The sequence below is a fragment of the Enterobacter sp. CPE_E890 genome (assembly GCF_046521475.1).
GTDB classification, from domain to species: Bacteria; Pseudomonadota; Gammaproteobacteria; order Enterobacterales; family Enterobacteriaceae; genus Enterobacter; species Enterobacter adelaidei.
In genome coordinates this window covers 1,893,733-1,917,458 of sequence record NZ_JBKFZW010000001.1, presented here as the reverse complement: position 1 = coordinate 1,917,458, position 23,726 = coordinate 1,893,733, and the positions used below count along the sequence as shown (strand labels likewise).

28 protein-coding genes are annotated in these 23,726 nt (G+C 53.8%); 13 read left to right on the top strand and 15 right to left on the bottom strand.

Translation table 11 applies throughout. The features are described 5' to 3' along the window. Positions 1-10: 10 nt before the first annotated feature. The 10 genes from flgK to flgB all read right to left on the bottom strand — a co-directional run bounded on the left by flgK (position 11) and on the right by flgB (position 8,939). Complete coding sequence (gene flgK / locus ACLHV9_RS09460) at positions 11-1,651, bottom strand: flagellar hook-associated protein FlgK (RefSeq protein WP_108090223.1); 1,641 nt, start codon at positions 1,649-1,651, stop codon at positions 11-13. 75 nt (positions 1,652-1,726) lie between these two features. After that, the gene (gene flgJ / locus ACLHV9_RS09455) at positions 1,727-2,680 is read right to left on the bottom strand and encodes a flagellar assembly peptidoglycan hydrolase FlgJ (protein ID WP_049007893.1); all 954 of its coding nucleotides are present in this window, start codon (positions 2,678-2,680) and stop codon (positions 1,727-1,729) included. Further along, positions 2,680-3,777, bottom strand: coding sequence for a flagellar basal body P-ring protein FlgI (locus tag ACLHV9_RS09450; RefSeq protein ID WP_028019060.1), 1,098 nt, complete (start codon positions 3,775-3,777; stop codon positions 2,680-2,682). The genes flgJ and ACLHV9_RS09450 overlap by 1 nt, the downstream gene beginning before the upstream one ends. Before the next feature lie 12 nt (positions 3,778-3,789). Continuing rightward, positions 3,790-4,488, bottom strand: coding sequence for a flagellar basal body L-ring protein FlgH (gene flgH / locus ACLHV9_RS09445; protein WP_032666985.1), 699 nt, complete (start codon positions 4,486-4,488; stop codon positions 3,790-3,792). Between the two features lie 57 nt (positions 4,489-4,545). Then, on the bottom strand, positions 4,546-5,328 hold the full coding sequence (gene flgG, locus ACLHV9_RS09440; RefSeq protein WP_008500810.1) for a flagellar basal-body rod protein FlgG: 783 nt from the start codon (positions 5,326-5,328) through the stop codon (positions 4,546-4,548). An 11-nt stretch (positions 5,329-5,339) separates the two neighbouring features. Further along, complete coding sequence (locus tag ACLHV9_RS09435; RefSeq protein ID WP_023311138.1) at positions 5,340-6,095, bottom strand: flagellar basal body rod protein FlgF; 756 nt, start codon at positions 6,093-6,095, stop codon at positions 5,340-5,342. A gap of 20 nt (positions 6,096-6,115) precedes the next feature. Next, positions 6,116-7,366, bottom strand: coding sequence for a flagellar hook protein FlgE (gene flgE / locus ACLHV9_RS09430; protein ID WP_028019062.1), 1,251 nt, complete (start codon positions 7,364-7,366; stop codon positions 6,116-6,118). A gap of 26 nt (positions 7,367-7,392) precedes the next feature. Further along, on the bottom strand, positions 7,393-8,103 hold the full coding sequence (gene flgD, locus ACLHV9_RS09425) for a flagellar hook assembly protein FlgD (RefSeq protein WP_028019063.1): 711 nt from the start codon (positions 8,101-8,103) through the stop codon (positions 7,393-7,395). 11 nt (positions 8,104-8,114) lie between these two features. Further along, positions 8,115-8,519, bottom strand: coding sequence for a flagellar basal body rod protein FlgC (gene flgC, locus ACLHV9_RS09420; RefSeq protein ID WP_013097138.1), 405 nt, complete (start codon positions 8,517-8,519; stop codon positions 8,115-8,117). A 3-nt stretch (positions 8,520-8,522) separates the two neighbouring features. After that, entirely contained in the window at positions 8,523-8,939 is a 417-nt protein-coding gene (flgB, locus tag ACLHV9_RS09415) for a flagellar basal body rod protein FlgB (RefSeq protein ID WP_028019065.1), read from the bottom strand. A 157-nt stretch (positions 8,940-9,096) separates the two neighbouring features. Here flgB and flgA point away from each other — a divergent pair, with 157 nt between their 5' ends. The 3 genes from flgA to flgN all read left to right on the top strand — a co-directional run bounded on the left by flgA (position 9,097) and on the right by flgN (position 10,573). Then, positions 9,097-9,756 carry a flagellar basal body P-ring formation chaperone FlgA gene (gene flgA, locus ACLHV9_RS09410; RefSeq protein ID WP_028019066.1) on the top strand — a complete coding sequence of 220 codons (660 nt, stop codon included), beginning with the start codon at positions 9,097-9,099 and terminating at the stop codon, positions 9,754-9,756. 93 nt (positions 9,757-9,849) lie between these two features. Further along, positions 9,850-10,143 (top strand): flagellar biosynthesis anti-sigma factor FlgM, encoded by a 294-nt coding sequence (gene flgM / locus ACLHV9_RS09405; protein WP_028019067.1) that lies wholly within the window; start codon positions 9,850-9,852, stop codon positions 10,141-10,143. A gap of 4 nt (positions 10,144-10,147) precedes the next feature. Further along, a complete protein-coding gene (gene flgN, locus ACLHV9_RS09400; RefSeq protein WP_108090224.1) occupies positions 10,148-10,573 on the top strand; it encodes a flagella biosynthesis chaperone FlgN in 426 nt (141 codons plus the stop codon). Positions 10,574-10,632: 59 nt separating this feature from the next. Here flgN and murJ read toward each other — a convergent pair whose 3' ends face one another. From murJ to rimJ, 4 genes are all read right to left on the bottom strand, one after another. Then, positions 10,633-12,168, bottom strand: coding sequence for a murein biosynthesis integral membrane protein MurJ (gene murJ, locus ACLHV9_RS09395; RefSeq protein ID WP_108090225.1), 1,536 nt, complete (start codon positions 12,166-12,168; stop codon positions 10,633-10,635). A 129-nt stretch (positions 12,169-12,297) separates the two neighbouring features. After that, positions 12,298-13,221: a Gfo/Idh/MocA family protein gene (locus tag ACLHV9_RS09390; protein WP_407220388.1), complete on the bottom strand. Its 924-nt coding sequence runs from the start codon at positions 13,219-13,221 to the stop codon at positions 12,298-12,300. A gap of 2 nt (positions 13,222-13,223) precedes the next feature. Further along, positions 13,224-13,874 carry a YceH family protein gene (locus ACLHV9_RS09385; RefSeq protein WP_407220387.1) on the bottom strand — a complete coding sequence of 217 codons (651 nt, stop codon included), beginning with the start codon at positions 13,872-13,874 and terminating at the stop codon, positions 13,224-13,226. A gap of 9 nt (positions 13,875-13,883) precedes the next feature. Beyond that, complete coding sequence (gene rimJ / locus ACLHV9_RS09380; RefSeq protein WP_013097146.1) at positions 13,884-14,468, bottom strand: ribosomal protein S5-alanine N-acetyltransferase; 585 nt, start codon at positions 14,466-14,468, stop codon at positions 13,884-13,886. 236 nt (positions 14,469-14,704) lie between these two features. Between rimJ and mdtH the strand changes: the two genes are divergently transcribed. The 9 genes from mdtH to ACLHV9_RS09335 all read left to right on the top strand — a co-directional run bounded on the left by mdtH (position 14,705) and on the right by ACLHV9_RS09335 (position 21,383). Further along, positions 14,705-15,913, top strand: a complete 1,209-nt coding sequence (gene mdtH / locus ACLHV9_RS09375; RefSeq protein WP_208594641.1) for a multidrug efflux MFS transporter MdtH — start codon at positions 14,705-14,707, stop codon at positions 15,911-15,913. Between the two features lie 125 nt (positions 15,914-16,038). Continuing rightward, on the top strand, positions 16,039-16,599 hold the full coding sequence (locus ACLHV9_RS09370; protein WP_028019073.1) for a lipoprotein: 561 nt from the start codon (positions 16,039-16,041) through the stop codon (positions 16,597-16,599). 126 nt (positions 16,600-16,725) lie between these two features. After that, positions 16,726-17,772, top strand: coding sequence for a dihydroorotase (gene pyrC, locus ACLHV9_RS09365; protein WP_128348396.1), 1,047 nt, complete (start codon positions 16,726-16,728; stop codon positions 17,770-17,772). A gap of 74 nt (positions 17,773-17,846) precedes the next feature. After that, positions 17,847-18,092 carry a DNA damage-inducible protein I gene (gene dinI, locus ACLHV9_RS09360; protein WP_028019075.1) on the top strand — a complete coding sequence of 82 codons (246 nt, stop codon included), beginning with the start codon at positions 17,847-17,849 and terminating at the stop codon, positions 18,090-18,092. A gap of 275 nt (positions 18,093-18,367) precedes the next feature. Continuing rightward, complete coding sequence (gene bssS / locus ACLHV9_RS09355; protein ID WP_008500827.1) at positions 18,368-18,622, top strand: biofilm formation regulator BssS; 255 nt, start codon at positions 18,368-18,370, stop codon at positions 18,620-18,622. 116 nt (positions 18,623-18,738) lie between these two features. Next, positions 18,739-19,857, top strand: a complete 1,119-nt coding sequence (gene solA / locus ACLHV9_RS09350; protein ID WP_407220386.1) for an N-methyl-L-tryptophan oxidase — start codon at positions 18,739-18,741, stop codon at positions 19,855-19,857. Between the two features lie 60 nt (positions 19,858-19,917). After that, positions 19,918-20,031: a YceO family protein gene (locus ACLHV9_RS09345; RefSeq protein WP_032639612.1), complete on the top strand. Its 114-nt coding sequence runs from the start codon at positions 19,918-19,920 to the stop codon at positions 20,029-20,031. Between the two features lie 208 nt (positions 20,032-20,239). Next, the gene (locus tag ACLHV9_RS09340) at positions 20,240-20,806 is read left to right on the top strand and encodes a cytochrome b (RefSeq protein ID WP_108090233.1); all 567 of its coding nucleotides are present in this window, start codon (positions 20,240-20,242) and stop codon (positions 20,804-20,806) included. Between the two features lies 1 nt (position 20,807). Continuing rightward, a complete protein-coding gene (locus ACLHV9_RS09335) occupies positions 20,808-21,383 on the top strand; it encodes a YceI family protein (protein WP_108090234.1) in 576 nt (191 codons plus the stop codon). A 41-nt stretch (positions 21,384-21,424) separates the two neighbouring features. On the opposite strand, the gene ACLHV9_RS09330 is transcribed toward ACLHV9_RS09335, so the two are convergent. Continuing rightward, positions 21,425-22,474, bottom strand: coding sequence for a rhodanese-related sulfurtransferase (locus ACLHV9_RS09330; RefSeq protein ID WP_049007907.1), 1,050 nt, complete (start codon positions 22,472-22,474; stop codon positions 21,425-21,427). Positions 22,475-22,696: 222 nt separating this feature from the next. Here ACLHV9_RS09330 and ACLHV9_RS09325 point away from each other — a divergent pair, with 222 nt between their 5' ends. Then, positions 22,697-23,623: a Kdo(2)-lipid IV(A) acyltransferase gene (locus ACLHV9_RS09325; protein WP_407220385.1), complete on the top strand. Its 927-nt coding sequence runs from the start codon at positions 22,697-22,699 to the stop codon at positions 23,621-23,623. Positions 23,624-23,726: the final 103 nt, after the last annotated feature.

Here is a 23,726-nt window from a genome sequence, read left to right as displayed (position 1 = left end):
CACCTCAACCTTAGCGAATATTGATAATTGCATCGAAGAGCGTACTGGCAGTTTGTAGAACCTGTGCATTGGCCAGGTAATACTGCTGATAACGCTGCAAATTGCCATACTCTTCGTCGAGGTTTACCCCTGAGATGGACTGCTGCTGCTTAGTTAACTGTGTTTCCACATTCGCTTTCGTCTGGCTGCTCACTTTCAGTGACGCCGTTGAGCTCCCGACGGTACTGACGAGAGAAGCGTATGCATCGTTGAATGTTTTGTTTCCACCCACCACTTTGGCGTTTTGCAGATCAAGCAGTTTTTGACCGTTACGGTTGTCACTCTCACCGCCGTTCTGCACAGATGCCATCGCCAGTTTGGACTCGTCACTGATTGCCAGATCCATGTTCATGATGACGTTGGAAACAGGCTTCACAATGAAACTGTCTTTGGTGTTTGCTGTGCCGCTCACATTGACGTTAAGACCGTCAAACGACAGATTGCCGCTTGCATCCGGGCTCATCGTAAAGCTGGTTTTATCGGAGGTACGGGTGACCGTCCAGTCGGTGCCATTAAATTGCAGTTTATAGTCTGTCGCCTGGACTTGTTTGCTGTCCGTTACAGAAGCTGTAACAACGGCCGAACCGCCATTCTTGCTATTGGACAGAACCGCCGGAGTACCGAAGTCGAACAGCTTACCGCCCGCATCACCGTTTGCATCAAAACCGGCTTCATGCTGCGTGTTCATTGCATCGGCAAAGGCCAGTGCCATTTGGTTCAGGGTGTTACGGGCTTTATCCAGATCTTCATTACGGAATGTCAGCAAACCGCCTAAAGAGCCGGTCGTAATCATTTTTTCCGGGATCTCAATATTACCCGCAACGTCGTCGACGTAGGCTACGGTCGTACGAGCCGGATCAGCGCTGGACTTAACTGCCGCCAGCTGGTTGGCTTTGCTGCCCTGCACCAGGCTGTAACCGTTGCCGAAAGAGATGTTAAACGTACCGCTATCCTGAACAGAAACTTCCACACCTACGATTTTGTTCAGCTCATTGACGAGCTGATCGCGCTGGTCGAGCAGATCGTTTGGCGATGCACCCGCACCGACACCGGTCAGACGGGAAATCTGATCGTTCAGATTCGCAATCTGTTTGGCGTAGTTGTTGATCTGAGAAACGCTGGTCGAAATCGCGGTATTTACCTGCGTATCCTGATCGCGGAGATACTGATCGTTGGTTTTAAACTGATTGACCAGACCGCCCGCTTTTCCCAGCACCGTCTGGCGTGCAGCGGGATCTTCCGCGTTGCTTACCAGCGTTTGCAGACTCTTGAAGAAGTCCTGCAACGTCGTAGAGAGCGAGTTGGTCGTATCGGACAGCACATCGTCGATTTTTGACATCTGCTGATAGCGCGTCGTCAGGCCGCTGCTCTGCGTTTGCGCGGCACGCAACTGGTTGGTGATGAAAGCGTCATACTCACGCTGGACACCGGAGACATAAACCCCGTTACCCACCCAGCCACCGCCGGTCAGCGTGCTGTTAGACGCGCCCAGCACCGTGGTCTGGCGGGTGTAACCTGCCACGTTATAGCTTGAAATATTATTACTGACGGTATTGAGTGCCGACTGCGCAGCACTGAGGCCACTCATGGCGCTGTTAATCAAACTGGACATGGGGGTTCCTTTTATACGTTCAGACACGAGTCCTGATGAAGGTTATCGGCAACCTCCACCGGGACTTGAGAACTTTCAGAACAGATTTTCAATATCTGTGCTATAGGCTTTGCTGACCTTCTCGCCCATGGATTTCAGCTGCTGGATCATGCTGGTGAGCTTACGCGCATAGTTCGGATCGGTCGCATAACCTGCATTTTGCAGAGCCTGAGCCCCCTGCTCCGCCGTCGCCGCCTGGGTAACGGCGGTATAACGCGGATTTCGGCTCAGCAGGCCGACATAATCGGACAACGCTTCCAGATAAGAGCTGTAAACGCGGAATTTTGCTTTGACCTTCACCGCCGCACCGTTCTCGTATTCGGTGGTCGTGATCTCCGTGGTTGGTCCCTTCCAGCCGGAAGTCGCCTTCACGCCGAAGATGTTAAAGCTCGGCTCGCCGTTTTCCTTGCGGATCTGTCGCTGACCCCAGCCCGATTCCAGCGCGGCCTGTGCCAGAATCAGGTGGTGTGGAACACCGCTCTGTTCACTGGCAAGTCGCGCAGGCAGAGAAAGCTGCGCCAGGAAGTCTTTGCTGTCGCCGGAGAGGGGTTCATCACCGCCCCCCGTTGTTTTCGGGATCGCCTTACGCACCATCTGCGTCAGCGCCTGGTTCTGATAACTGGTCACCGTTTCCAGGTCGAACTTCATCGGCACTTGCTGCGTCTGCTCTTGCGGCTGAATACCTTGCGCGGCCTCGGTCTGTTTCACAATCATGTCAGCCAGACCGAGACCTTTACCGGCAGTCATCTGCTGCGCAATCTGCTGGTCATACATGCTGGTGTACAGACGCGTTGAATCGCTGCTGAACATCCCATCTTTCGGCAGGGTTTCACGCATGCTTTTCAACATCATCTGTACAAACATCCCTTCCACCTGGCGGGCAACCGGGCGGATATTCGCCGCCGGGTCTTTACCTGCTTTGGTTTTCAGTTCGTTGAGCGACTGGGCGTCCCAGGCGGCACTGGTCAACAGTTTGCTATCGGTCAGCATTAGATGATTTCCAGTTTGGCACGCAGACAGCCCGCGCTTTGCATGGATTGCAGGATGGACATCAGATCCATCGGCGTTGCACCCAGGGCGTTCAGAGCACGCACCACGCTGTTCAGGTTGGCGCTGGAGCGAACGCTCTGCAACGACCCGCCGCTCTGGCGCAGATCAATCTGCGTTTGCGGTGTCACCACCGTCTGGCCACCACCAAATGGCGTATTTGGCTGACTCACGTTCGCGGAGCGGTTCACCGTCACGGAGAGGTTACCCTGCGCCACGGCACAACTGTCCAGAGAAACTTCCCGGTTCATCACCACCGAGCCCGTACGGGAGTTAATGATCACCTTCGCATCCTGCACTGGAACATTCACTTCCATATTCTGGATATCTGCCAGCATGCGCACCTGGTTGCTGCTACCCGTTGAGGTACGGATCTGCACGGTGCGCGCATCCAGTGCCGTTGCATTACCGTAACCGCGGCTGCGGTTGATGGTATCGGCAATTTGCTGTGCCATGGTGAAGTCTTCATTATTGAGCTGCAGATTGATGGTGTTGCCTGCGCCAAACTGGGTCGGCAACTCACGCTCAATGATGGCGCCGTTAGTGATACGTCCACCGTTCAACTGGTTCACCTGCACGCTGCTTCCGCCTGCGGATGCACCCGCACCGCCAACCAGAATGTTCCCCTGCGCCAGCGCATAGACCTGGCTGTCAACGCCTTTCAGCGGAGTCATCAGCAGCGTACCGCCGCGCAGGCTTTTGGCGTTACCCATTGAGGAGACCACCACGTCAATGGTCTGTCCCTGACGCGCAAACGCCGGGTAGGACGCGGTAACCATAACGGCGGCCACGTTTTTCAGCTGCATGTTGGTTCCCGCCGGGACCGTAATACCGAGCTGGGAAAGCATGTTGTTTAAACTCTGAGTGGTGAAAGGCGTCTGGGTGGTCTGGTCACCCGTGCCATCCAGACCGACCACCAGGCCATAGCCAATCAGGGAGTTTTCGCGTACGCCCTGAACGCTGGTGAGATCGCGAATACGGTCAGCCTGGGCAAACGTTGCCACCAGCGCCAGCGCCACGGCGAAGATCGATTTAAACATGGGTCACCTCGCTTACATCGGCGATAAATTAAGGAAGAAGCGCTGCAGCCAACCCATATTTTGCGCTTCGTTGATGTAGCCGTTACCGACGTACTCGATGCGCGCATCCGCCACCTGGGTGGACGGAACGGTGTTGGTGCCGCTGATCGTGCGAGGGTTAACCACGCCCGAGAAACGAATGAATTCAGTGCCCTGGTTGATGGCGATCTGTTTTTCACCCACAACGTGCAAGTTGCCGTTAACCAGAACCTGGTCAACCGTGACCGTCAACGTGCCGCTGAAGGTGTTGCTGGCGTTCGCGCCGCCTTTACCGTTAAAGGTATTGCCGCCGGACGCGTTCACATCAGCACGCGCGTTGCCGAACAACCCTTCGAGATAGCGTGGCACGGTATCGAAGCCAAAATTGGTTTTGCCATCGCGGCTGGCGTTCGCCGACGAGCTCTTGCTCGCGCTGACGTTTTCCTGCAGCACAATGGTCAATGTATCGCCGACGTTACGCGGGCGGCGATCTTCAAACAGCGGCTGATAGCCGTAATTAATCGGCTGCGCGGTCTGGAAAATGGAGCCGTTTACCACTGGCGCGGGGCCAGGAACGGGTTGGGCAGTCGTCGCACCCTGGACCAAAGGTTTAGACGGGATCCAGGCACACCCGCTGAGGGTGACAGCCAGAACAGTCAGTATCGGATAACGAAACGCCGCGTTTTTTTGCATTGCCTTCATCTTCGAAAACAGGGAGCCGGCGCGGCGTTTACCGCACCGGGCTACACCTTAGAGTTGCGTCAGTTTCTGCAGCATCTGGTCGGTCGTCGACACTGCTTTACTGTTAATTTCATACGCGCGCTGGACCTGGATCATATTCACCAGCTCTTCCGCCACGTTCACGTTGGAGGTTTCAACATAGCCCTGATACAGCAGGCCCGCGCCGTTCAGGCCCGGGGTGCTCTCATTTGGCGTACCGGAGGATTGCGTCTCGGTGTAGAGGTTCTCACCAATGCTTTCCAGACCAGTATCATTCATGAAGGTGGTCAGGTTGAGCTGCCCGACCTGAACCGGCGCGGCCTGTCCCTGCTGGGTCACGCTGACCACACCGTCACGTCCGATGGTGATGCTCAGGGCGTTCGCCGGGATGGTAATCGCAGGCTGAACCTGGAAACCGCCCGCCGTCACCAGCTGGCCGTTCTGATCGACCTGGAACGAACCGTCGCGGGTATAGGCAGAGGTACCGTCAGGCAGCTGCACCTGGAAGAAGCCCTGGCCTTTGATCGCCACGTCTTTACTGTTGTTGGTCTGAGACAGGTTGCCCTGGCTGTGCAGACGCTCGGTGGCTACCGGACGAACGCCGGTACCGATCTGTAAACCCGACGGCAACGTCGTCTGTTCAGAAGACTGTGCACCCGGCTGGCGGATGGTTTGATAAAGCAAATCTTCGAAAACGGCGCGCTGACGCTTGAAACCATTGGTGCTCACGTTTGCCAGGTTGTTGGCAATCACGTCCATATTGGTTTGCTGGGCGTCCAGGCCAGTTTTCGCGATCCATAAAGAACTGATCATAAGGAGTCCTGTTAACTCATAGCCAGAAGTTGGTTAGCCTTGCCCGCGTTTTCATCCACGCTGCTGATGATCTTCATCTGCATTTCAAAACGACGGGCGCTGGCAATCATGTCGCTCATGGCGGCTACCGGCTTAACGTTGCTGCCTTCCAGAACGCCGGACATCACGCGGATGCTCGGATCGGCCTGTAACGTGGCACCACGCGTCGCCTGAGCCGCCTGGGTCAGACGGAACATGCCGTCATCGCCGCGCTGCACCTCTTTGCCTTCCGCCTTAACCAGCTTCAGACGACCAACGGGCGCAACGGTATTGGCCGGATCGCCCGGGTTCAGCGCCGAAATGGTGCCGTCCGCGGCGATAGTCAGCTCCGAGCCTTCCGGCACGGTCAGCGGACCCGCTTCCCCCATCACCGGATGACCCTGAATCGTCAGCTGGCCCGTCGCGCTCACCTGGATATTGCCGTTACGGGTATAGCCTTCGCTGCCGTCTGCGGTTTGCACCGCCAGCCAGCCGTCCTGCTGCAGGGCAACATCCAGTGGGCGTGACGTGTAATCCATCTGCCCTGGCGTCATATCTGCGCCAGGGGTAGATGCCGTAACCAGCGTACGGGTTGGCAGGGAAAGCCCTTCAACCGGCACCGCGCGCAGCGCATTAAGCTGGGCACGAAAACCCGGTGTCGAGGCGTTTGCCAGGTTGCTGGCCGTAACGGCTTGCTGATTGAGCGTCTGGCTTGCCGCGCCCATCGCGGTATATATTGCGTGATCCATTGCGCTTTCCTGTTAGCCGCTTAACGCAGGTTAACCAGCGTGTTGAGGATCTGGTCCTGGGTTTTGATGGTCTGCGCGTTCGACTGATAGTTACGCTGCGCGACGATCATGTTCACCAGTTCTTTACTCATATCCACGTTGGAGGCTTCCAGCGCGCCGTTGGTCAGCTTACCGAAGTTACCGGTACCTGCGGTACCCAGCAGCGCCACGCCGGAGGACTGGCTGGCAGACCAGACGTTATCGCCTTCCGATTTCAGACCTTCGTTGTTGGCAAAGTTTGCCAGTACGATCTGACCCAGAACCTGAGACTGTTCGTTAGAGTAGCTTCCCACCACGGTGCCATCGTCGTTGATCTGGTAGCTCACCAGGTCGCCAGGCTTGTAGCCGTTCTGATTGGTTGCCACCACGCTGTTCGCACCGGTGTTCTGCTGCATGGAGTTCTGGAAGCTCAGGGAGAAAGTCGCCGCCGTCGCACCGCTGACAGAACCGGTGGTGATGTTGATTGCAGGGGTTGCGTTTGGCGTTGCGCTCAGCACACCCGCAGCGTCGTAGTTATAGACACCCGCCAGGTTACCGTTCGCATCAAAGTTCATCTGCGCCGCTTTCGCTGCTGTAGAACCCGCAACGCTGCCGTCCTGAGTGTAAAGATCCCATTTATTGTTGGCTGTCTTAACGTAGTAGACATACATGTTATGGGCGTTACCCTGGCTGTCGAAGACGGTCACGGTCCCTTTTTTGTTGTAGGTATCCGGGTTAGTCGCATCGAACGGGGCAGTTTGAACAGGATCGGTTGAGTTTAGGTTGATCTGCTGCGTCGCGGTGGTGGTCGATTTCGCCGCCATCAGGGTATTCGGGATAGTAATCGCCTGTGGGTTCGCACCGGTCTGAACGGTTGGCGGCGTACCCGCTACCGGGTAGCCCGTCAGCTGCATGCCCTGCATGTTAACCAGCGTGCGGTTTTCGTCCAGCTTGAACTGGCCGTTACGGCTGTAGAACACAGAGCCGTTGGAATCAACCATACGGAAGAAACCGTTCTGGCTGATGGCGACGTCCAGACCACGACCAGTGTTGGTGGTGGTGCCGTCGGTAAAGTCCTGAGTGATGCCCGCAACTTTCACGCCCAGGCCGACTTTAGAACCGGCAAACATGTCTGCAAAGGAAGCAGAACCGGATTTAAAACCATAGGTCGCGGAGTTGGCGATGTTGTTGCCAATGACGTCCAGGTTGGTGGCCGCAGCATTCAGGCCGCTGACCGCTTGAGAAAAGGCCATGACTTACTCCTGATAAGTGTTAAGGCTTAGATAATCTGCCGAACTTCGTCGAGTGTGGTGGTACCTGAGGTACCCAAATCCAGTTTGTTGCCGTCGCTTCCTTTAATTACGCCCTGGACCAGCGCGAACTGCAGCGGCTGCGCCACCAGCTGGGTTGTCCCGTTGCTGGCGCTGATTGCCACTTTGTAGGAACCGTTTGGTGCTTTAGTACCGTCGGTCAGGGTGCCGTCCCAGGTAAAGGTGTGAACGCCCGCCTTCAGCTCGCCGATATCAATGGTACGGACAACCGCGCCAGTGGAATCCGTGATCGTGGCGGTGACCTTCTCAGCCGCCTGCTGGAGCTCAACACCAAACGGTGTGGTGGTCGTTGTGGTGTTGCCTTCGGTGGTGCTGGAGCCCGCCAGAATGGTGGTGCCCGGGATCATTACCCCATGACCAATCAGGCTCGCGGCCTGCAGAGACTGGCTGCTACCAATCTGACCAGAGACGGAACCGAGGGTGGTGTTCAGTTTCTCAATGCCGCTAACGGTGCTGATCTGCGCAAGCTGCGTGGTCAGTTCGTTGTTCTGCATCGGGTTAGTGGGATCCTGGTTCTTAAGCTGCGCCACCAGCAGCGTCAGAAAGCTGCCCTGAAGATCGGCGGCGTTACTCCCGGTGAGGGAGTTAGAACCCGTCGTACTCTTTGTGTTGTTAACACCCGAGTTCGTAGGATCATTCACATTTACGGCGATGGACATGCATGTCTCCTTTACTGGCCGAGAGTGAGTGTTTTGAGCATCATGCTCTTCACGGTATTAAGCACTTCGACGTTGGCCTGGTAACTACGGGAAGCCGACATGGAGTTCACCATCTCACCCACCACATCCACGTTAGGCATTTTCACGTATCCGTTAGCATCCGCGAGTGGGTTGCCGGGCTCATACACCAGCTTATCCGGTGCCTGGCTCTCTACCACATCAGACACTTTCACGCCGCCCGTTGCCGCACCAGGTGCCGCATCAACCTGGAAGACAACCTGTTTGGCACGATAAGGCTGGCCGTCTGGTCCAGTCACGCTGTCGGCGTTCGCCAGGTTACTGGCAGCCACGTTCAGACGTTTGGACTGCGCGGTTAACGCCGAACCGGCGATATCAAAAATATTCAGCAAGGCCATCTATCAGTTGCCCCCCTGCAGGACGTTCATCATGCCTTTGATTTGTCCGCCGAGTAGGGTCAGTCCCGTCTGGTATTTCAGGCTGTTATCGGCAAACTGCGTACGCTCCCGGTCCATATCCACGGTGTTGCCGTCGAGTGAAGGCTGATCGGGAATGCGATAGAGTAAATCGGTCGTTGGCGCGGTCATCGCCTGAGCAGGAATATGGCGCGAGGATGTCATGGCGAGTGCAACACCCGTTCCTTCGGCACGTCCACGCTCCATCACCTTTTTGAGTTCACTGGAAAAATCAATATCGCGCGCCTGATACCCTGGGGTATCGGCGTTAGCGATGTTGGCGGCTAAAATCTCCTGCCGCTGGGCGCGTAAATTGAGCGCTTCCTGCTGAAAACGTAACGCGGCGTCGAGTTTATCGAGCATGTCTCCTCCGCTGATGGCAAAATTTCAGTTCACAGCTTAAATCTCACCCGGTCTCCCCTATCGACGGAATAAGCGCATAATGCGTCGCTATTTATTCCGTTGATGCAAAACCACTGCAGGTAGAATTCACTCAATTCTGGAAACGGTGGAACTTGCGATGCAAACGTTAAAACGTGGTCTGGTGGCAACTTTCTTGCTGTTTAGCCCTCTGGTGCAGGCTGAAGGCTTACAGGATCAACTGACGGCTTTTTTCGCTGAAAAGCTGGCGGGCTTTAGCGATGACGTCACCGTTACCGTACGCACGCCACCGAATCTCTACCCTACGTGTGATCAGCCTTCATTCAGCGTGGTGGGGTTCACAAAGCTCTGGGGGAATGTGAACGTGCTGGCACGCTGCGCCAACGAAAAACGCTATTTACAGGTTGCAGTTCAGGCGACGGGCAATTATGTTGTCGCCGCCGTGCCCATTGCGCGCGGCAGCGTGCTGCAGACAAACAGCGTGACGTTAAAACGCGGCCGTCTGGATCAGTTGCCGCCACGCACGATGCTGGAAATTAACCAGGCGCAGGACGCTGTCAGTCTGCGCGACGTCGCCCCAGGCCAGCCGATACAGCTCTCAATGTTGCGCCAGGCATGGCGGATAAAAGCAGGTCAGCAGGTGATGGTGGTGGCCAACGGAGATGGCTTTAGTATCAACAGCGAAGGGAAAGCGTTAAACAATGCTGCGGTGGCACAAAACGTCCGCGTCAGAATGACCTCAGGCCAGGTGGTTAGCGGAACCGTCGATTCTGATGGGAATATTCTGATTAACCTATAATCTTTTTAAAGATTTCGCGCCGCTTGCCGATAAATATTCAACTAATGATGATGTCAGGCGCAAACGCCGCGAACCCTCGATGAGGACAACACTATGAGCATTGATCGTACATCAGCCCTGAAGCCGGTAAGCGCTGTACAACCTCGCGAAACGAATGACACGCCAGCGCAGAAAGCGCGTCTGGAAAAACCGTCAACGTCTAACAGCACCAGCGTAACCCTGAGTGATGCTCAGGCAAAACTGATGCAGCCAGGCAGCAACGATATCAATATGGAACGTGTTGAAACGCTGAAAGCGGCAATTCGTAACGGTGAACTGAAAATGGACACCAGCAAAATCGCTGATGCCCTGATTCAGGAAGCACAGAGTTTCTTACAGAGTAACTAACCGTATGAGTCGACTGTCAGAAATACTGGATCAAATGACGGTTGTCCTGAACGACCTGAAAACGGTAATGGACGCAGAGCAACAGCATCTCTCTTCCGGTCACATTAACGGCAGCGCGTTGCAGCGGATTACTGAAGACAAGAGTTCGCTTCTGGCAACGCTGGATTATCTGGAGCAACAACGCCGCGCTGAGCAAGATCCTAAGCGCAGTGCAAATGACGATATTGTTGAGCGTTGGCAGACCATTACTCAAAAAACGCGACACCTGCGCGATCTTAACCAGCATAACGGCTGGCTGCTTGAAGGGCAGATAGAGCGTAATCAGCAAGCGCTTGAGGTGTTGAAACCGCATAAAGAAACCGGACTGTACGGTGCAGATGGTCAGACTGCTACTGCACGTATTGCGGGTGTAAAAAAGATTTCGATTTGAAGCAGCAGCGACAAATCATGCAGTGGGGAGCACCATAAGGTGAACTCCCCTTTTGGCGTTTATGCCGTACGACGGGTGAATTCTTTCACCTTGAACCCCAACACGGCGAGCGTGGCAAAGTAAGCCACCACGCCAACCACCACCACGGCCATCAGCCGCATCAGACGGTATGGCATGGTTCCCTGGGACCACTCCGGCATCACGTACATCATGCCGAGCAGCGCTGCAGACATCACCAGCACCGCGACGATCAGTCGCACAAGGAAACGTGACCAACCCGGCTGCGGCGTGAAGATATCCTGCTTGCGGAGTTGCCAGTACAACAGCCCGGCATTCAGACAAGCGGCCAGACCGATAGACAATGACAAGCCCGCATGCTTCAGCGGACCAATAAACGCCAGGTTCATCAGCTGGGTCATAATCAGCGTCACAATCGCAATTTTCACCGGTGTTTTGATGTCCTGCCGCGAGTAGAAGCCCGGGGCCAGCACCTTGACAACGATCAGCCCCATCAAACCAACCGAGTAGGCAATCAGGGCGCGCTGCGTCATGGCGGCATCAAACGCGGTGAATTTCCCGTACTGGAAGAGCGAGACCGTCAGCGGTTTGGCCAGAATACCCAGCGCCACCGCGCTTGGCAGCGCCAGCAGGAAGCAAAGACGTAACCCCCAGTCCATCAACCGACAGTACTCATCGTGATTGCCACTGGCAAAACTCTTCGACAGCGACGGCAGCAGGATTGTCCCCAGCGCTACCCCCAGCACCCCGGACGGAAACTCCATCAGACGGTCAGCGTAGTACATCCAGGAGACCGAGCCGGACACCAGGAAAGAAGCAAAAATGGTATTGATAATAAGCGAGATCTGGCTGACGGAGACGCCAAGGATCGCAGGTCCCATCTGCTTAATAACACGCATTGCACCGGCATCTTTGAGATTGATACGCGGCAGCACCAGCATGCCTATTTTTTTCAGATGCGGCAGCTGATAAGCCAGCTGCAGCACGCCACCCACGGTCACCGCCCATGCCAGCGCCAGTACCGGCGGATTGAAATGCGGTGCGGCAAACAGGGCAAAGCCGATCATGCTGACGTTAAGAAACGTCGGCGCAAATGCCGGAACGGAAAAGCGGTTCCAGGTGTTCAGTATCGCCCCCACCAGCGAGGCCAGCGAGATCAACAGAATATAAGGGAAGGTAATGCGCAGAAGCTGTGAGGTCAGGGCAAATTTATCTGCCGTATCGGCAAAACCAGGCGCAGTCACCATAATCACCCAGGGCGCTGCCAGCATCCCGACGACAGTCACCACAGCCAGGGCCAGCGTCAACAACCCGGACACATAAGAGACAAATACGCGCGTCGCGTCCTCACCCTGCTTGCTTTTATATTCCGCCAGGATCGGAACAAAAGCCTGAGAAAATGCCCCTTCCGCAAAAATACGACGCAGCAGGTTTGGCAATTTGAACGCGACGAAAAAGGCGTCCGTAGCCATCCCTGCACCAAAGACCCTTGCCACAATTGCATCGCGCGCAAAACCGAGTACGCGGGAAAACATGGTCATCGAGCTGACGGCTGCCAGCGATTTTAATAAGTTCATTAACGTGAATTTCCACAACCCTACGGATTTGTAAGCCGGGTAAGCGTAAGCGCCACCCGGCGAAACCAACAACCGGCGCTTAGTCTACCCGGATTTCAACGAATTACTATCCGCAGATGTTACAGCGAATTATTCACTCATCGCCTCTCGCCAGAGCCGTTCCACAATGCGTTGCGCCATAATGGCCTGCTCGCCGGACGTTTCAGGAACCGTCTGATTTTGCACACAGGTGATAAAGTGGCGGGCACATCCTGCGAACCCGCGCTGCTCCAGGGTGCTCTGCCAGCCAGGCGCCGGAAGCGTCACCACGCCGTTGCCCTTCTCTTCCCGCCACTCACGCATATCGGTGATTTCGTAAAGCGCACCGTCAGTCACCGCCTGAACGGACTCACGCTGACTGCCCGCACGACGATGCATGCTGGTCGTTACCTGCAGATGGTCAATCGCGAAGTGATGTTCGGCATAGACCATCTCACCCTGCTCATTCGTCAGGAGCGTCCCGCTTTGCAGCTGCGCATTACCGTTACTGAGCCACAGCGCCGTGTCCACGACGTGCAGATAGTCATCCAGCAGCGTGAAGCGTAAATCGTTGGGTCCGATACTGTCGGTACGGTGTTTATCCATACGGAGCGAGGCCAGACTGCCGGACTGCGCTTTCAGCTGTTGGTAAAGTGGCGCGAAGCGGCGGTTGAAACCCACCATCAGCGTCAGCTTTTTACGCGCCGCCAGCTCAACCAGCCGTTCCGCGTCCTGGACATTTTCAGCCAGCGGCTTATCCACACATACATGAACCCCTGCATGGAGTAGCTCACTCACCACCTGATAGTGGGTTGCCGTTGAGGTATGAACAAAGACCGCATCGCACTCGTGGGCTAAATCCTGAAGAGAATTGGCATAAGGGATGCGCCACGTTTCACAGATCCGCTCGGCCTTCTCGCGATTAGGTGACCACGCCCCCTGAAGCGTCCAGTCCGTCGCCGCACCCAATACCGGTAGCCAGGCTTTTTGCGCGATGCCGCCCAGACCTACCACGCCTACGCGTAATTTTTTCATCCTTAGTCTCCCAGGTGTGCCAGCAACGCATCCAGACGCTGTTTCAGTCCTGCGACCTCGTCTTCCAGCGCTGCCACGCGCGTAACCAAATCATCTTGTTCAACACTTACATCGGTTACCAGAGACTTTACTGAAATATCAACTTCGCCGCTGAACAGATGCATATAGCGGCTTTCACGTTTACCTGGCTCGCGCGCCAGACGCACCACATAAGGCCCCTCTTCACGCGAGGCCAGCCCTTCCAGAACCTGCTCAACTTCCTGCATATCCGCAAACTCATGCATGCGGGAAGCGCGAGTACGCAGCTCACCCGGCGTTTGCGCCCCGCGCAGCAACAGCGTGGTAATCACCGCGACGTCTGCGGCGCTCAACTTCAAATTGCCAAATTCGGAATTACAGAAACGTTGCTCATATTTCGTCACACGGTTACCGAAGCCGCTGACGGTCCGCAGGTAGTGCCGTTTGACCAACTCATCCAGCACATCCTGAACTTCGTGTTCACTCAGGTTCATGACTGGCTCACGGTTGGTTTTCTGATTGCAGGCCATCGTCACGGCATTGACAGAGAGCGGGTACTGCTCTGGCGTGGTGACCTGTTTTTCGAGTAAGCACCCAATCACGCGCGCTTCGGTACCGCTTAGCTGATATTTCATCTTTTCTCCTTAACGACCTGCAGTCCAGTCCCGGGTGGTTAATGCTGTCAGAACGTGGTCACGCCATTCTCCGTCTATCAACAGATAATCTTTGGCGTAGCCCTCTTTCTCGAACCCTAATCGTGCCAGCAAATTACCGCTACGCTGATTATGCGGCATGTAGTTCGCCATAATGCGATGGATATGTTGCGTGCGCTGCATATAGCGAATAGCCACCGTTAGCGCCTCGTACATTAGCCCCTGTCCCTGCCATTTCTGGCCGATGGAGTAGCCAAGGTAACAGGCGTGAAACGATCCCCGCACCACGTTGGAAAAATTGGCAATCCCAATGATCTCTTTCTCCTCGGGATCCAGTAGCGCAAAATAGAAAGCACTTCCCTGCTTGTGAAATTCCGCAATCATGCTGAGACGAGCCTGCCAGCCAGAAGGGTAACAATGGCTCTCATCCCGAACGGGTTCCCAGGGTTTTAAAAACTGGCGATTCTCGGCGTAATAGTCCGCCAGACGCCAGGCATCACGCTCATGCACCAGACGAACGACCAGCCTGTCCGTTGTCAGACGCACTTTTGGCACATTACTGCGATAGCCAAACATCGATCCCACTCCTTCCCGTCACTTCTGCTTACCCATTAGCTTTACTATACCTGCGCCTGCGCCGTCTGTGAAAACAGTGACATACCATTTTGCCCTCTTTTCACCATTTTCGATGAGAACTCTCTATCAAAGCACCCTTTTGATAAAAAAATATTGTCACGTACAGGGGTGGGAAAAAGCGGAATGACACCGCAGAATGTTAGCGTGCTCACCTTCTTATTTTCCCCGGAGGGAAAATGTCCCGCGTATCACAGGCCAGGAGCCTGGGTAAATATTTCCTGCTCGTCGATAACATGCTGGTCGTGCTCGGCTTTTTTGTCGTATTCCCCCTTATCTCGATTCGTTTTGTCGATCAAATGGGCTGGGCGGCATTGATGGTTGGCATTGCCCTGGGGTTACGCCAGTTTGTCCAGCAGGGTCTCGGTGTCTTTGGTGGCGCCATCGCTGACCGTTTTGGCGCGAAACCAATGATCGTTACCGGTATGCTGCTGCGCGCGGCAGGTTTTGCCACGATGGCGGTCGCTCAGGAGCCCTGGCTGCTGTGGTTCTCCTGCTTCCTTTCCGGTATCGGGGGCACGCTGTTTGATCCGCCTCGCACTGCGCTGGTGGTGAAGCTCATTCGCCCGCAGCACAGAGGGCGTTTCTTCTCGATTCTGATGATGCAGGACAGTGCGGGTGCGGTTATTGGTGCACTGCTGGGAAGCTGGCTGCTGCAGTATGACTTCCGTCTGGTGTGCGCCGCTGGTGCGGTGCTCTTTATTCTGTGCGCGCTGTTTAATGGCCTGTTCCTGCCTGCCTGGAAACTGTCGACGGTCAAAGCCCCCGTCCGGGAAGGCCTCGGTCGTGTGCTGCGCGACAAGCGTTTCGTCACGTACGTGTTAACCCTGACGGGTTACTACATGCTCGCCGTACAGGTGATGCTGATGCTGCCGATCATGGTTAACGACATTGCGGGAACCCCAGCTGCCGTCAAATGGATGTATGCCATCGAAGCCTGCCTGTCGTTGACGCTGCTGTATCCGATTGCCCGCTGGAGCGAACGGCGTTTTCGTCTGGAGCATCGCCTGATGGCCGGGCTGTTCCTGATGACGCTGAGCATGATGCCGATCGGCCTGGTGAACTCCCTTCAGCAACTGTTTACGCTGATTTGCACGTTCTATATTGGTTCTATCATCGCCGAGCCCGCCCGTGAAACACTGAGCGCTTCGCTTGCGGATGCGCGGGCGCGTGGCAGCTATATGGGGTTCAGCCGGCTGGGGCTGGCGCTTGGCGGCGCATTAGGTTACACCGGCGGCGGTTGGTTATTTGATGCCGGTAAAGCCCTGAATCAACCCGAACTGCCCTGGATGATGCTCGGCGTGGTGGGTTTAATCACACTGCTGGCCCTGTGGTGGCAGTTCAGCCAGAAACGCAGCGCGAGCGGCATGCTCGAGCCTGGCGCGTAGCACTTCCCTTGAGCGGGAGCACACTCCCGCTCCCATTTCTCAGTTTTTTCTGCTGGTTTCTGCAATTTCACACTGACATACTGACGTCACAGGACAGAAGCGCCGATTTTTCGTTGAGGAACACTATGAAGAAAATTGTTTTCGCCGCAGCATTGATTGTCAGCGGTCTGCTGGTTGGCTGTAACCAGCTAACGCAATATACCGTCAGTGAACAGGAAATTAATCAGGCGCTGGAAAAACATAACAATTTCTCTAAAGACATTGGCGTGCCAGGGCTTGCCGACGCACATATCGTCCTTTCCAATCTCACCAGCCAGATTGGGCGTGAAGAGCCAAACAAAGTCACTCTGGCAGGAGATGCAGATCTTGATATGTCTTCCCTCTTTGGCAACCAGAAAGCTAACATTAAGCTCAAACTGAAGGCTCTTCCCGTTTTCAATAAAGAGAAAGGCGCGATTTTCCTGCAGGAGATGGAAGTGGTCGATGCCCAGGTTTCCCCGGATAAGATGGCTCCGGTTCTGCAAACGCTGATGCCCTATCTGAACCAGTCGCTGCGTAATTATTTTAATCAGCAGCCTGCGTATGTCTTAAGTGAAGACAAGAGTAAGGGTGAAGCCCTCGCGAAAAAATATGCAAAAGGGATAGAGGTGAAACCGGGAGAAATTGTCATTCCTTTCACCGATTAACCTGAAGGGCGCTGAGGCGCCCTTTTTTTTACGGAAAAGTGTGCAAACGAAAACGTTTCCGCTTATGATTTGTGTCCGGCAAAAACAGCCATCCTAATGACTGATTCCTGACAAGCCGGAGCTTCCATGACTGCACAACCCCAGGTTCTTAAAATCCGCCGCCCAGACGACTGGCATATCCATCTGCGTGATGGCGATATGCTGAAAACCGTCGTGCCCTATACCAGCGAAATTTATGGCCGCGCGATTGTCATGCCTAACCTGGTTCCACCAGTCACCACCGTCGATGCCGCAATCGCATATCGCCAGCGCATCCTTGATGCCGTTCCCGAAGGGCATGATTTCACCCCGTTGATGACCTGCTACCTGACCGATTCACTGGATCCGAACGAAGTGGAGCGCGGTTTTAACGAAGGTGTATTCACCGCGGCAAAACTCTACCCGGCGAATGCCACCACTAACTCCAGCCACGGTGTCACCAGTATTGATGCCATCATGCCGGTGCTGGAACGTATGCAGAAACTGGGCATGCCGCTGCTGGTACATGGTGAAGTCACCCACGCTGAGATTGACATCTTTGACCGTGAAGCCCGCTTTATTGAGACCGTGATGGAACCGCTGCGCCAGCGACTGCCTGCGCTTAAAGTCGTGTTCGAACACATCACCACCAAAGACGCGGCAGAGTATGTGCGTGACGGCAACGATCTTATTGCCGCCACCATCACCCCTCAGCATCTGATGTTTAACCGTAACCACATGCTGGTAGGCGGCGTACGTCCGCACCTGTACTGCCTGCCGATCCTTAAGCGCAACATTCACCAGCAGGCCCTGCGCGAGCTGGTAGCCAGCGGGTTCTCCCGCGCGTTCCTCGGTACCGATTCCGCGCCTCATGCCCGCCATCGTAAAGAGGCAAGCTGCGGCTGCGCGGGCTGCTTCAACGCCCCAACCGCCCTCGCAAGCTACGCGACCGTGTTTGAAGAGATGAACGCACTGCAGCATTTTGAAGCGTTCTGCTCCCTCAACGGCCCGCGCTTCTATGGTCTGTCGGTCAATGACACCTTCATCGAACTGGAGCGTAAAGCAAGCCAGGTTGAGGAATCCATTGCCCTGACGGATGACACCCTTGTCCCATTCCTGGCAGGCGAAACCGTTCACTGGACAGTAAAACGCTAAATATTCAGTGCCCCTTGTTGTCAAACCGATAATATACCTGTATAAATAAACAGTATATTACACAGGGGGCATTTATGCGTATTGAAGTCACCATAGCCAAAACCACCGTCCTGCCTGTTGGCGCGCTGGATGCGCTGGCAGGGGAATTATCCCGTCGAATTAACAACACCTTTCCCGACAATACCGGTGCCGTAACGGTTCGTTATGCGACAGCAAACAACCTCTCCGTCATTGGTGCTGCGAAAGAAGATAAAGATCGCATCAGCGAAATTCTGCAAGAAACATGGGAAAGCGCTGACGACTGGTTCATCACAGATTAATACTGCTCCCTCATTGCGTTTTTTTTGCCGGGTCGCCCCGGCTTTTTTTTCGCCTGAAAATTCTGAAAGTTCAAATTATTCCGATATCTTCTTTAAAAATCGTGAACGAGATGGTGTTTTATTGTTCGAACAATCCTAAAAAGCAGAAAAATGTGTTGCTACCTGTTTATTTTTCCCGTCGAAACCCTTATTACTTGGTATACTGAAAAAGCTTCAGAAAAACATGCATTGAACCTCAGAGCCGTTGTCTTCTAACACGCATTAAGGGGGTTATAATGGAAAAGAATAGTGAAGTCATCCAGACCCATCCGCTTGTAGGCTGGGATATCAGTACCGTAGATAGCTACGATGCACTGATGCTGCGTTTGCACTACCAAACCCCGAATCAACTCAACCGTGAAGAAGCGGAAGTTGGACAGACGCTGTGGCTAACAACAGACGTCGCTCGTCAGTTTATTTCTATTTTAGAGGCAGGTATTGCAAAAATAGAATCTGGCGACTATCAGGAAAATGAGTATAAGCGGCACTAAACGAATGCCAACCTTTCACTCAACAGGCACCCTTGCGGTGCCTTATTTATTTCACCCTTGTCTAACCCCGCGTTGTTAATTACTCTGCTCACATAACGTGAGTTTACGAGATGCATATGAGATACGACTTAATCATTATTGGTAGCGGCTCCGTAGGTTCCGCCGCCGGATATTATGCGACACAGGCAGGGCTGAACGTCCTGATGATTGATGCCCACCGCCCTCCTCATACAGAGGGTAGCCATCATGGCGACACCCGACTCATACGCCATGCGTATGGTGAAGGTGAGCGCTATGTTCCTCTGGTGCTTCGCGCACAGGCGCTGTGGGATGACCTGGCGAAACAGACTGAAGATCGCATTTTCGAGCGCACAGGGGTGATCAACCTCGGCCCGGCTAGTTCTGATTTTCTCGCCAACGTCGAACGCAGCGCGAAAGCTTTTAATCTGGACGTTGAGAAGCTGGACGCGACGGGTATTACCGCGCGCTGGCCCGAAATTACCGTCCCGGAAGATTATATCGGCCTCTTTGAAGCCCACTCCGGGGTGCTGCATTGCGAAACGGCGATCAAGACCTGGATCGAGCTTGCCGCGAAGGCAGGCTGCGCGCAGCTGTTCAACTGTCCGGTAGACGCCATCACCCATGACGATAATGGCGTCACGGTAGCGACCCTTGACGGTGAATATTCCGCGGATCGCCTGGTGGTCAGCGCGGGAACCTGGGTTACCCGCCTGCTGCCCGCTCTGCCGATCCAGCCGGTGCGCAAGGTCTTCTCCTGGTTCCAGTCGGATGGTCGTTACAGCGCCCAGAATAAATTCCCGGCCTTCACCGGCGAATTACCCAACGGCGACCAGTTCTACGGCTTCCCGTCAGAAAAAGACGCACTGAAAATCGGTAAACACAACGGGGGCCAGGCTATCTCCTCCCCTGAGGAGCGTAAACCCTTCGGCGCTTACCCACAGGATGGGTCAGAGGCCTTCTCGTTCCTGCGCAATATTCTTCCAGGCATCGGCGGCTTGCTGTATGGCGCGGCCTGTACCTACGACAACACGCCAGATGAAGACTTTATCATTGATACGCTGCCGGGGCATGACAACACTCTGCTCATCACAGGACTGAGCGGCCACGGCTTTAAGTTTGCTTCCGTGCTGGGCGAAATCGCCGCGCAGTTTGCTCAGGGAATAACACCGCAGTTTGATCTGAGGCCCTTCTCACTCTCGCGTTTTAACGGATAATCCCCAACAGGCTCCGGACGTCCCGGAGCCCGTTTCATTCATACTGCATTGCGGAGCGTTATGCGCAGGATCGTTAACTTTCTTATGAATAATATTCGCGAGCATTTTATGCTCTATATCTTATTGTGGGCACTGTTGGCCATTATTGATTTTGTTTACATTGTATTTTATTGAAAAGCCAGACTGACAATAATTGACATTAATTTAGTTTTATTGAAACTCTAAATTTCATCTTGCACGAAGAGATTGAATTACCTTTATCGATCCTTTTCAAAATCGCTGAAATAAATAAAATAAAAATCAATATACATTTATTTCAGTTGCAATATCACACCTTCCCGTTCATTTTTACCCTTCGGTTAATTTGAAAATGGACATTCTGATGCAATTACGTAACTCTTCCCGGCGCTATGGAATAATATCCATATGTTTGCACTGGATATTTGCTATTGCCGTCTATGCTATGTTCGGACTGGGTCTCTGGATGGTAACACTCAGCTATTATGATGGTTGGTATCATCAGGCACCGGAGTTACATAAAAGCATTGGCGTCCTGTTGATGCTGGGACTGGTTATTCGCGTGATTTGGCGACATATTTCTCCACCGCCCAGCGCGCCGAAGACCCACAGTAAATTGACTCGCATTAGTGCCGTTGCCGCGCACATTGCGCTCTATATACTGCTCTTTGCCATCCTCATTAGCGGCTATCTCATCTCGACGGCAGATGGCAAACCTATTAGCGTCTTTGGTATTTTTGACGTCCCGGCAACGCTTAGCGATGCGGGTTCTCAGGCTGACACTGCTGGGGTCGTTCACCTCTGGCTGGCATGGAGCGTCGTGATCCTGTCTGTACTGCACGGGCTTGCCGCCCTCAAACACCACTTTATTGATAAAGACGATACGCTAAAGCGCATGCTTGGCCGCTCGTCAGTTGACTCTGGAGTATAAAATGAAAAAACACCTGCTGGGTATCGCACTGGGTTCTCTGTTATTCACCACCGGTTCCGCCGTGGCGGCTGATTATAAAATTGATAAAGAGGGCCAACATGCTTTCGTCAATTTCCGTATTCAGCACCTTGGATATAGCTGGCTGTACGGTACCTTTAAGGATTTTGACGGCACATTCAGCTTCGACGAGAAAAATCCTGCGACCGATAAAGTCAATGTGACCATTAATACCAACAGCGTCGACACGAACCATGCTGAACGAGATAAACACTTGCGCAGTGCAGAGTTCCTGAATGTCACTAAATACCCACAAGCCACCTTCACCTCTACGGACGTGAAAAAAGCGGGTGATAAGCTGGATATTACCGGAAACCTGACGCTTAACGGCGTGACAAAACCCGTCACCCTGGATGCGAAATTAATTGGTCAGGGAGATGATCCCTGGGGCGGCAAACGTGCAGGTTTTGAAGCAACAGGTAAAATTCATCTGAAAGATTTCAATATCACAACAGATTTAGGCCCGGCGTCTCAGGATGTCGAGCTGGTTATTTCTGTGGAAGGGGTTCAACAGAAATAATAAATTCGCCCGGCAGGTTTTCACCTTGCCGGGCGTTACCATTATTCCGGGTCGGGGATACCCAGTTTGGTATTCAGGCGGCCGCGAGATTTATTGAAAATCTTATTGCCATTTTCCCGTCCAGCCCGACGGCGACGCTGCTCTTCTTCTGGCAGAATGCTCTCTTCACTGCACAGTTCGCTACAGCAACCGTTAAACTTCTCAGCACAGGTCGGACACTGAATGAACAGCAGATGACAGCCGTCATTTTTGCAGTTGGTATGGGTATCGCACGGTGCTCCGCACTGGTGGCACTGAGCAATCACGTCCTCAGAAATACGCTCACCCATTCGCTCGTCAAAGACAAAGTTTTTACCGATAAAGCGCACCGGCAAACCCTGCTCACGGGCACGGCGGGCGTACTCGATAATCCCCCCTTCAATATGCCAGACCTTATTAAACCCGTTGTGTTTCATCCACGCGCTGGCCTTCTCGCAGCGGATACCGCCGGTGCAGTACATAACGATCTTTTTATCTTTATGTTCCTGCATCATCTCAACCGCTTTGGGCAGTTGCTCGCGGAAAGTATCCGCCGGGATTTCCATCGCATTTTCGAAATGCCCCACTTCATACTCATAGTGGTTACGCATATCAATGAACACGGCATCCGGATCGTCCAGCATCGCATTCACTTCTGCGGCCTTCAGGTAATCACCGACATCCGCCGGGTTAAATTCAGGATCGTCAATGCCATCCGCCACGATGCGTTCACGCACTTTCATACGCAGCACCCAAAACGATTTTCCGTCATCATCCAGAGCAATATTCAGGCGTAAGCCATCAAGTGCCGGATCGAAGCGGTAAAGAAAATCGCGGAAAGCATTCACTTTACTTTCCGGTACGCTAATCTGCGCGTTGATCCCTTCGTGAGCAAGGTAGACGCGTCCAAAGACATTCAGCGTGGTGAATGCCTGGTAAAGTTCATCGCGAGTCGCTTGCGGATCGTTGATCGTGAAATATTTGTAGAATGAGATGGTTGTGCGCGGTTCGGTTTCAGCCAACATACGCGCTTTTAACATCTCATTCGAAACGCGGTTGTGTAACACTGGCATGGTGTACAAGTCCTGGGATCGTTAGAGAGAATGAAAAATCGGTCGGCATGATATAGCAAACAAAGTTAATTTACATCCACACAATTTACGCTACATTTCACTCGCCCTGGTTAATCAGGCTTAACAATTGCTGTATTCGTGCACGTTTCGAACGCAGATATTTTGGCTATGTCTCAAAAAATGAGACAATAGCGAAACAGGACGTTAGAACACAGGAAAGACATGACCCAGTTACCCAAATTTACCGTCGCCCTTTTGCATCCCCGCTATTGGTTAACCTGGCTTGGCATTGGCTTTTTATGGCTTCTGGTGCAACTTCCCTACCCTGTTATTTTCTGGTTGGGTAAATCTCTGGGCCATCTCGCGCAAAAGTTTATGAAGCGTCGTGCCACAATTGCGTACCGCAACCTTGAATTGTGCTTTCCGCAGATGAGCGAGTCAGAACGACATGACATGGTCTCGAAAAATTTCGAATCTGTCGGTATGGGGCTTATGGAAACCGGTATGGCGTGGTTTTGGCCGGACAAACGTATGGCGCGCTGGAGCGAAGTGACAGGAACCGGCATGGAGCCAGTGCATACGCTGCAGGCGAATCAGACAGGTGTCCTGCTGATTGGCGTGCATTTTCTGACGCTGGAAATCGGGGCGCGAATGTTTGGCATGCAGGCACCGGGTATTGGCGTATATCGCCCCAACGATAACCCGGTCATCGATTTAATCCAGACCAACGGCCGTATGCGTTCCAACAAAAGCATGATCGACCGTAAAGATCTGAAGGGCATGATACGCGCGCTTAAATCAGGTGAAGTGGTCTGGTACGCCCCTGACCACGACTATGGTCCGCAATCCAGCGTATTTGTCCCCTTCTTTGCTGTTGAAGAAGCCGCCACAACAACCGGCACCTGGATGCTGGCGCGGATGTCCAAAGCCGCGATCGTGCCCTTTGTTCCCCGTCGTAAACCGGATGGTTCTGGTTACGAGCTGATTATGCTGGAACCTGAACTCACGCCGCCGCTGGATGATGCAGAGACCACCGCTCGCTGGATGAACGGCGTTGTGGAGAAGTGCATCATGCTCGCGCCGGAACAGTATATGTGGTTGCACCGCCGCTTTAAAACGCGGCCACAGGGCACGCCTTCCCGCTATTAACTCGCATGCGGTCTTCCTGGCCGCATGCTGTTTTAGCATTTAAAGCTCCTCCTCATTGCAGTAATCATAACCCAGGCGCATAATTAGCAGGCTTATTACTTCA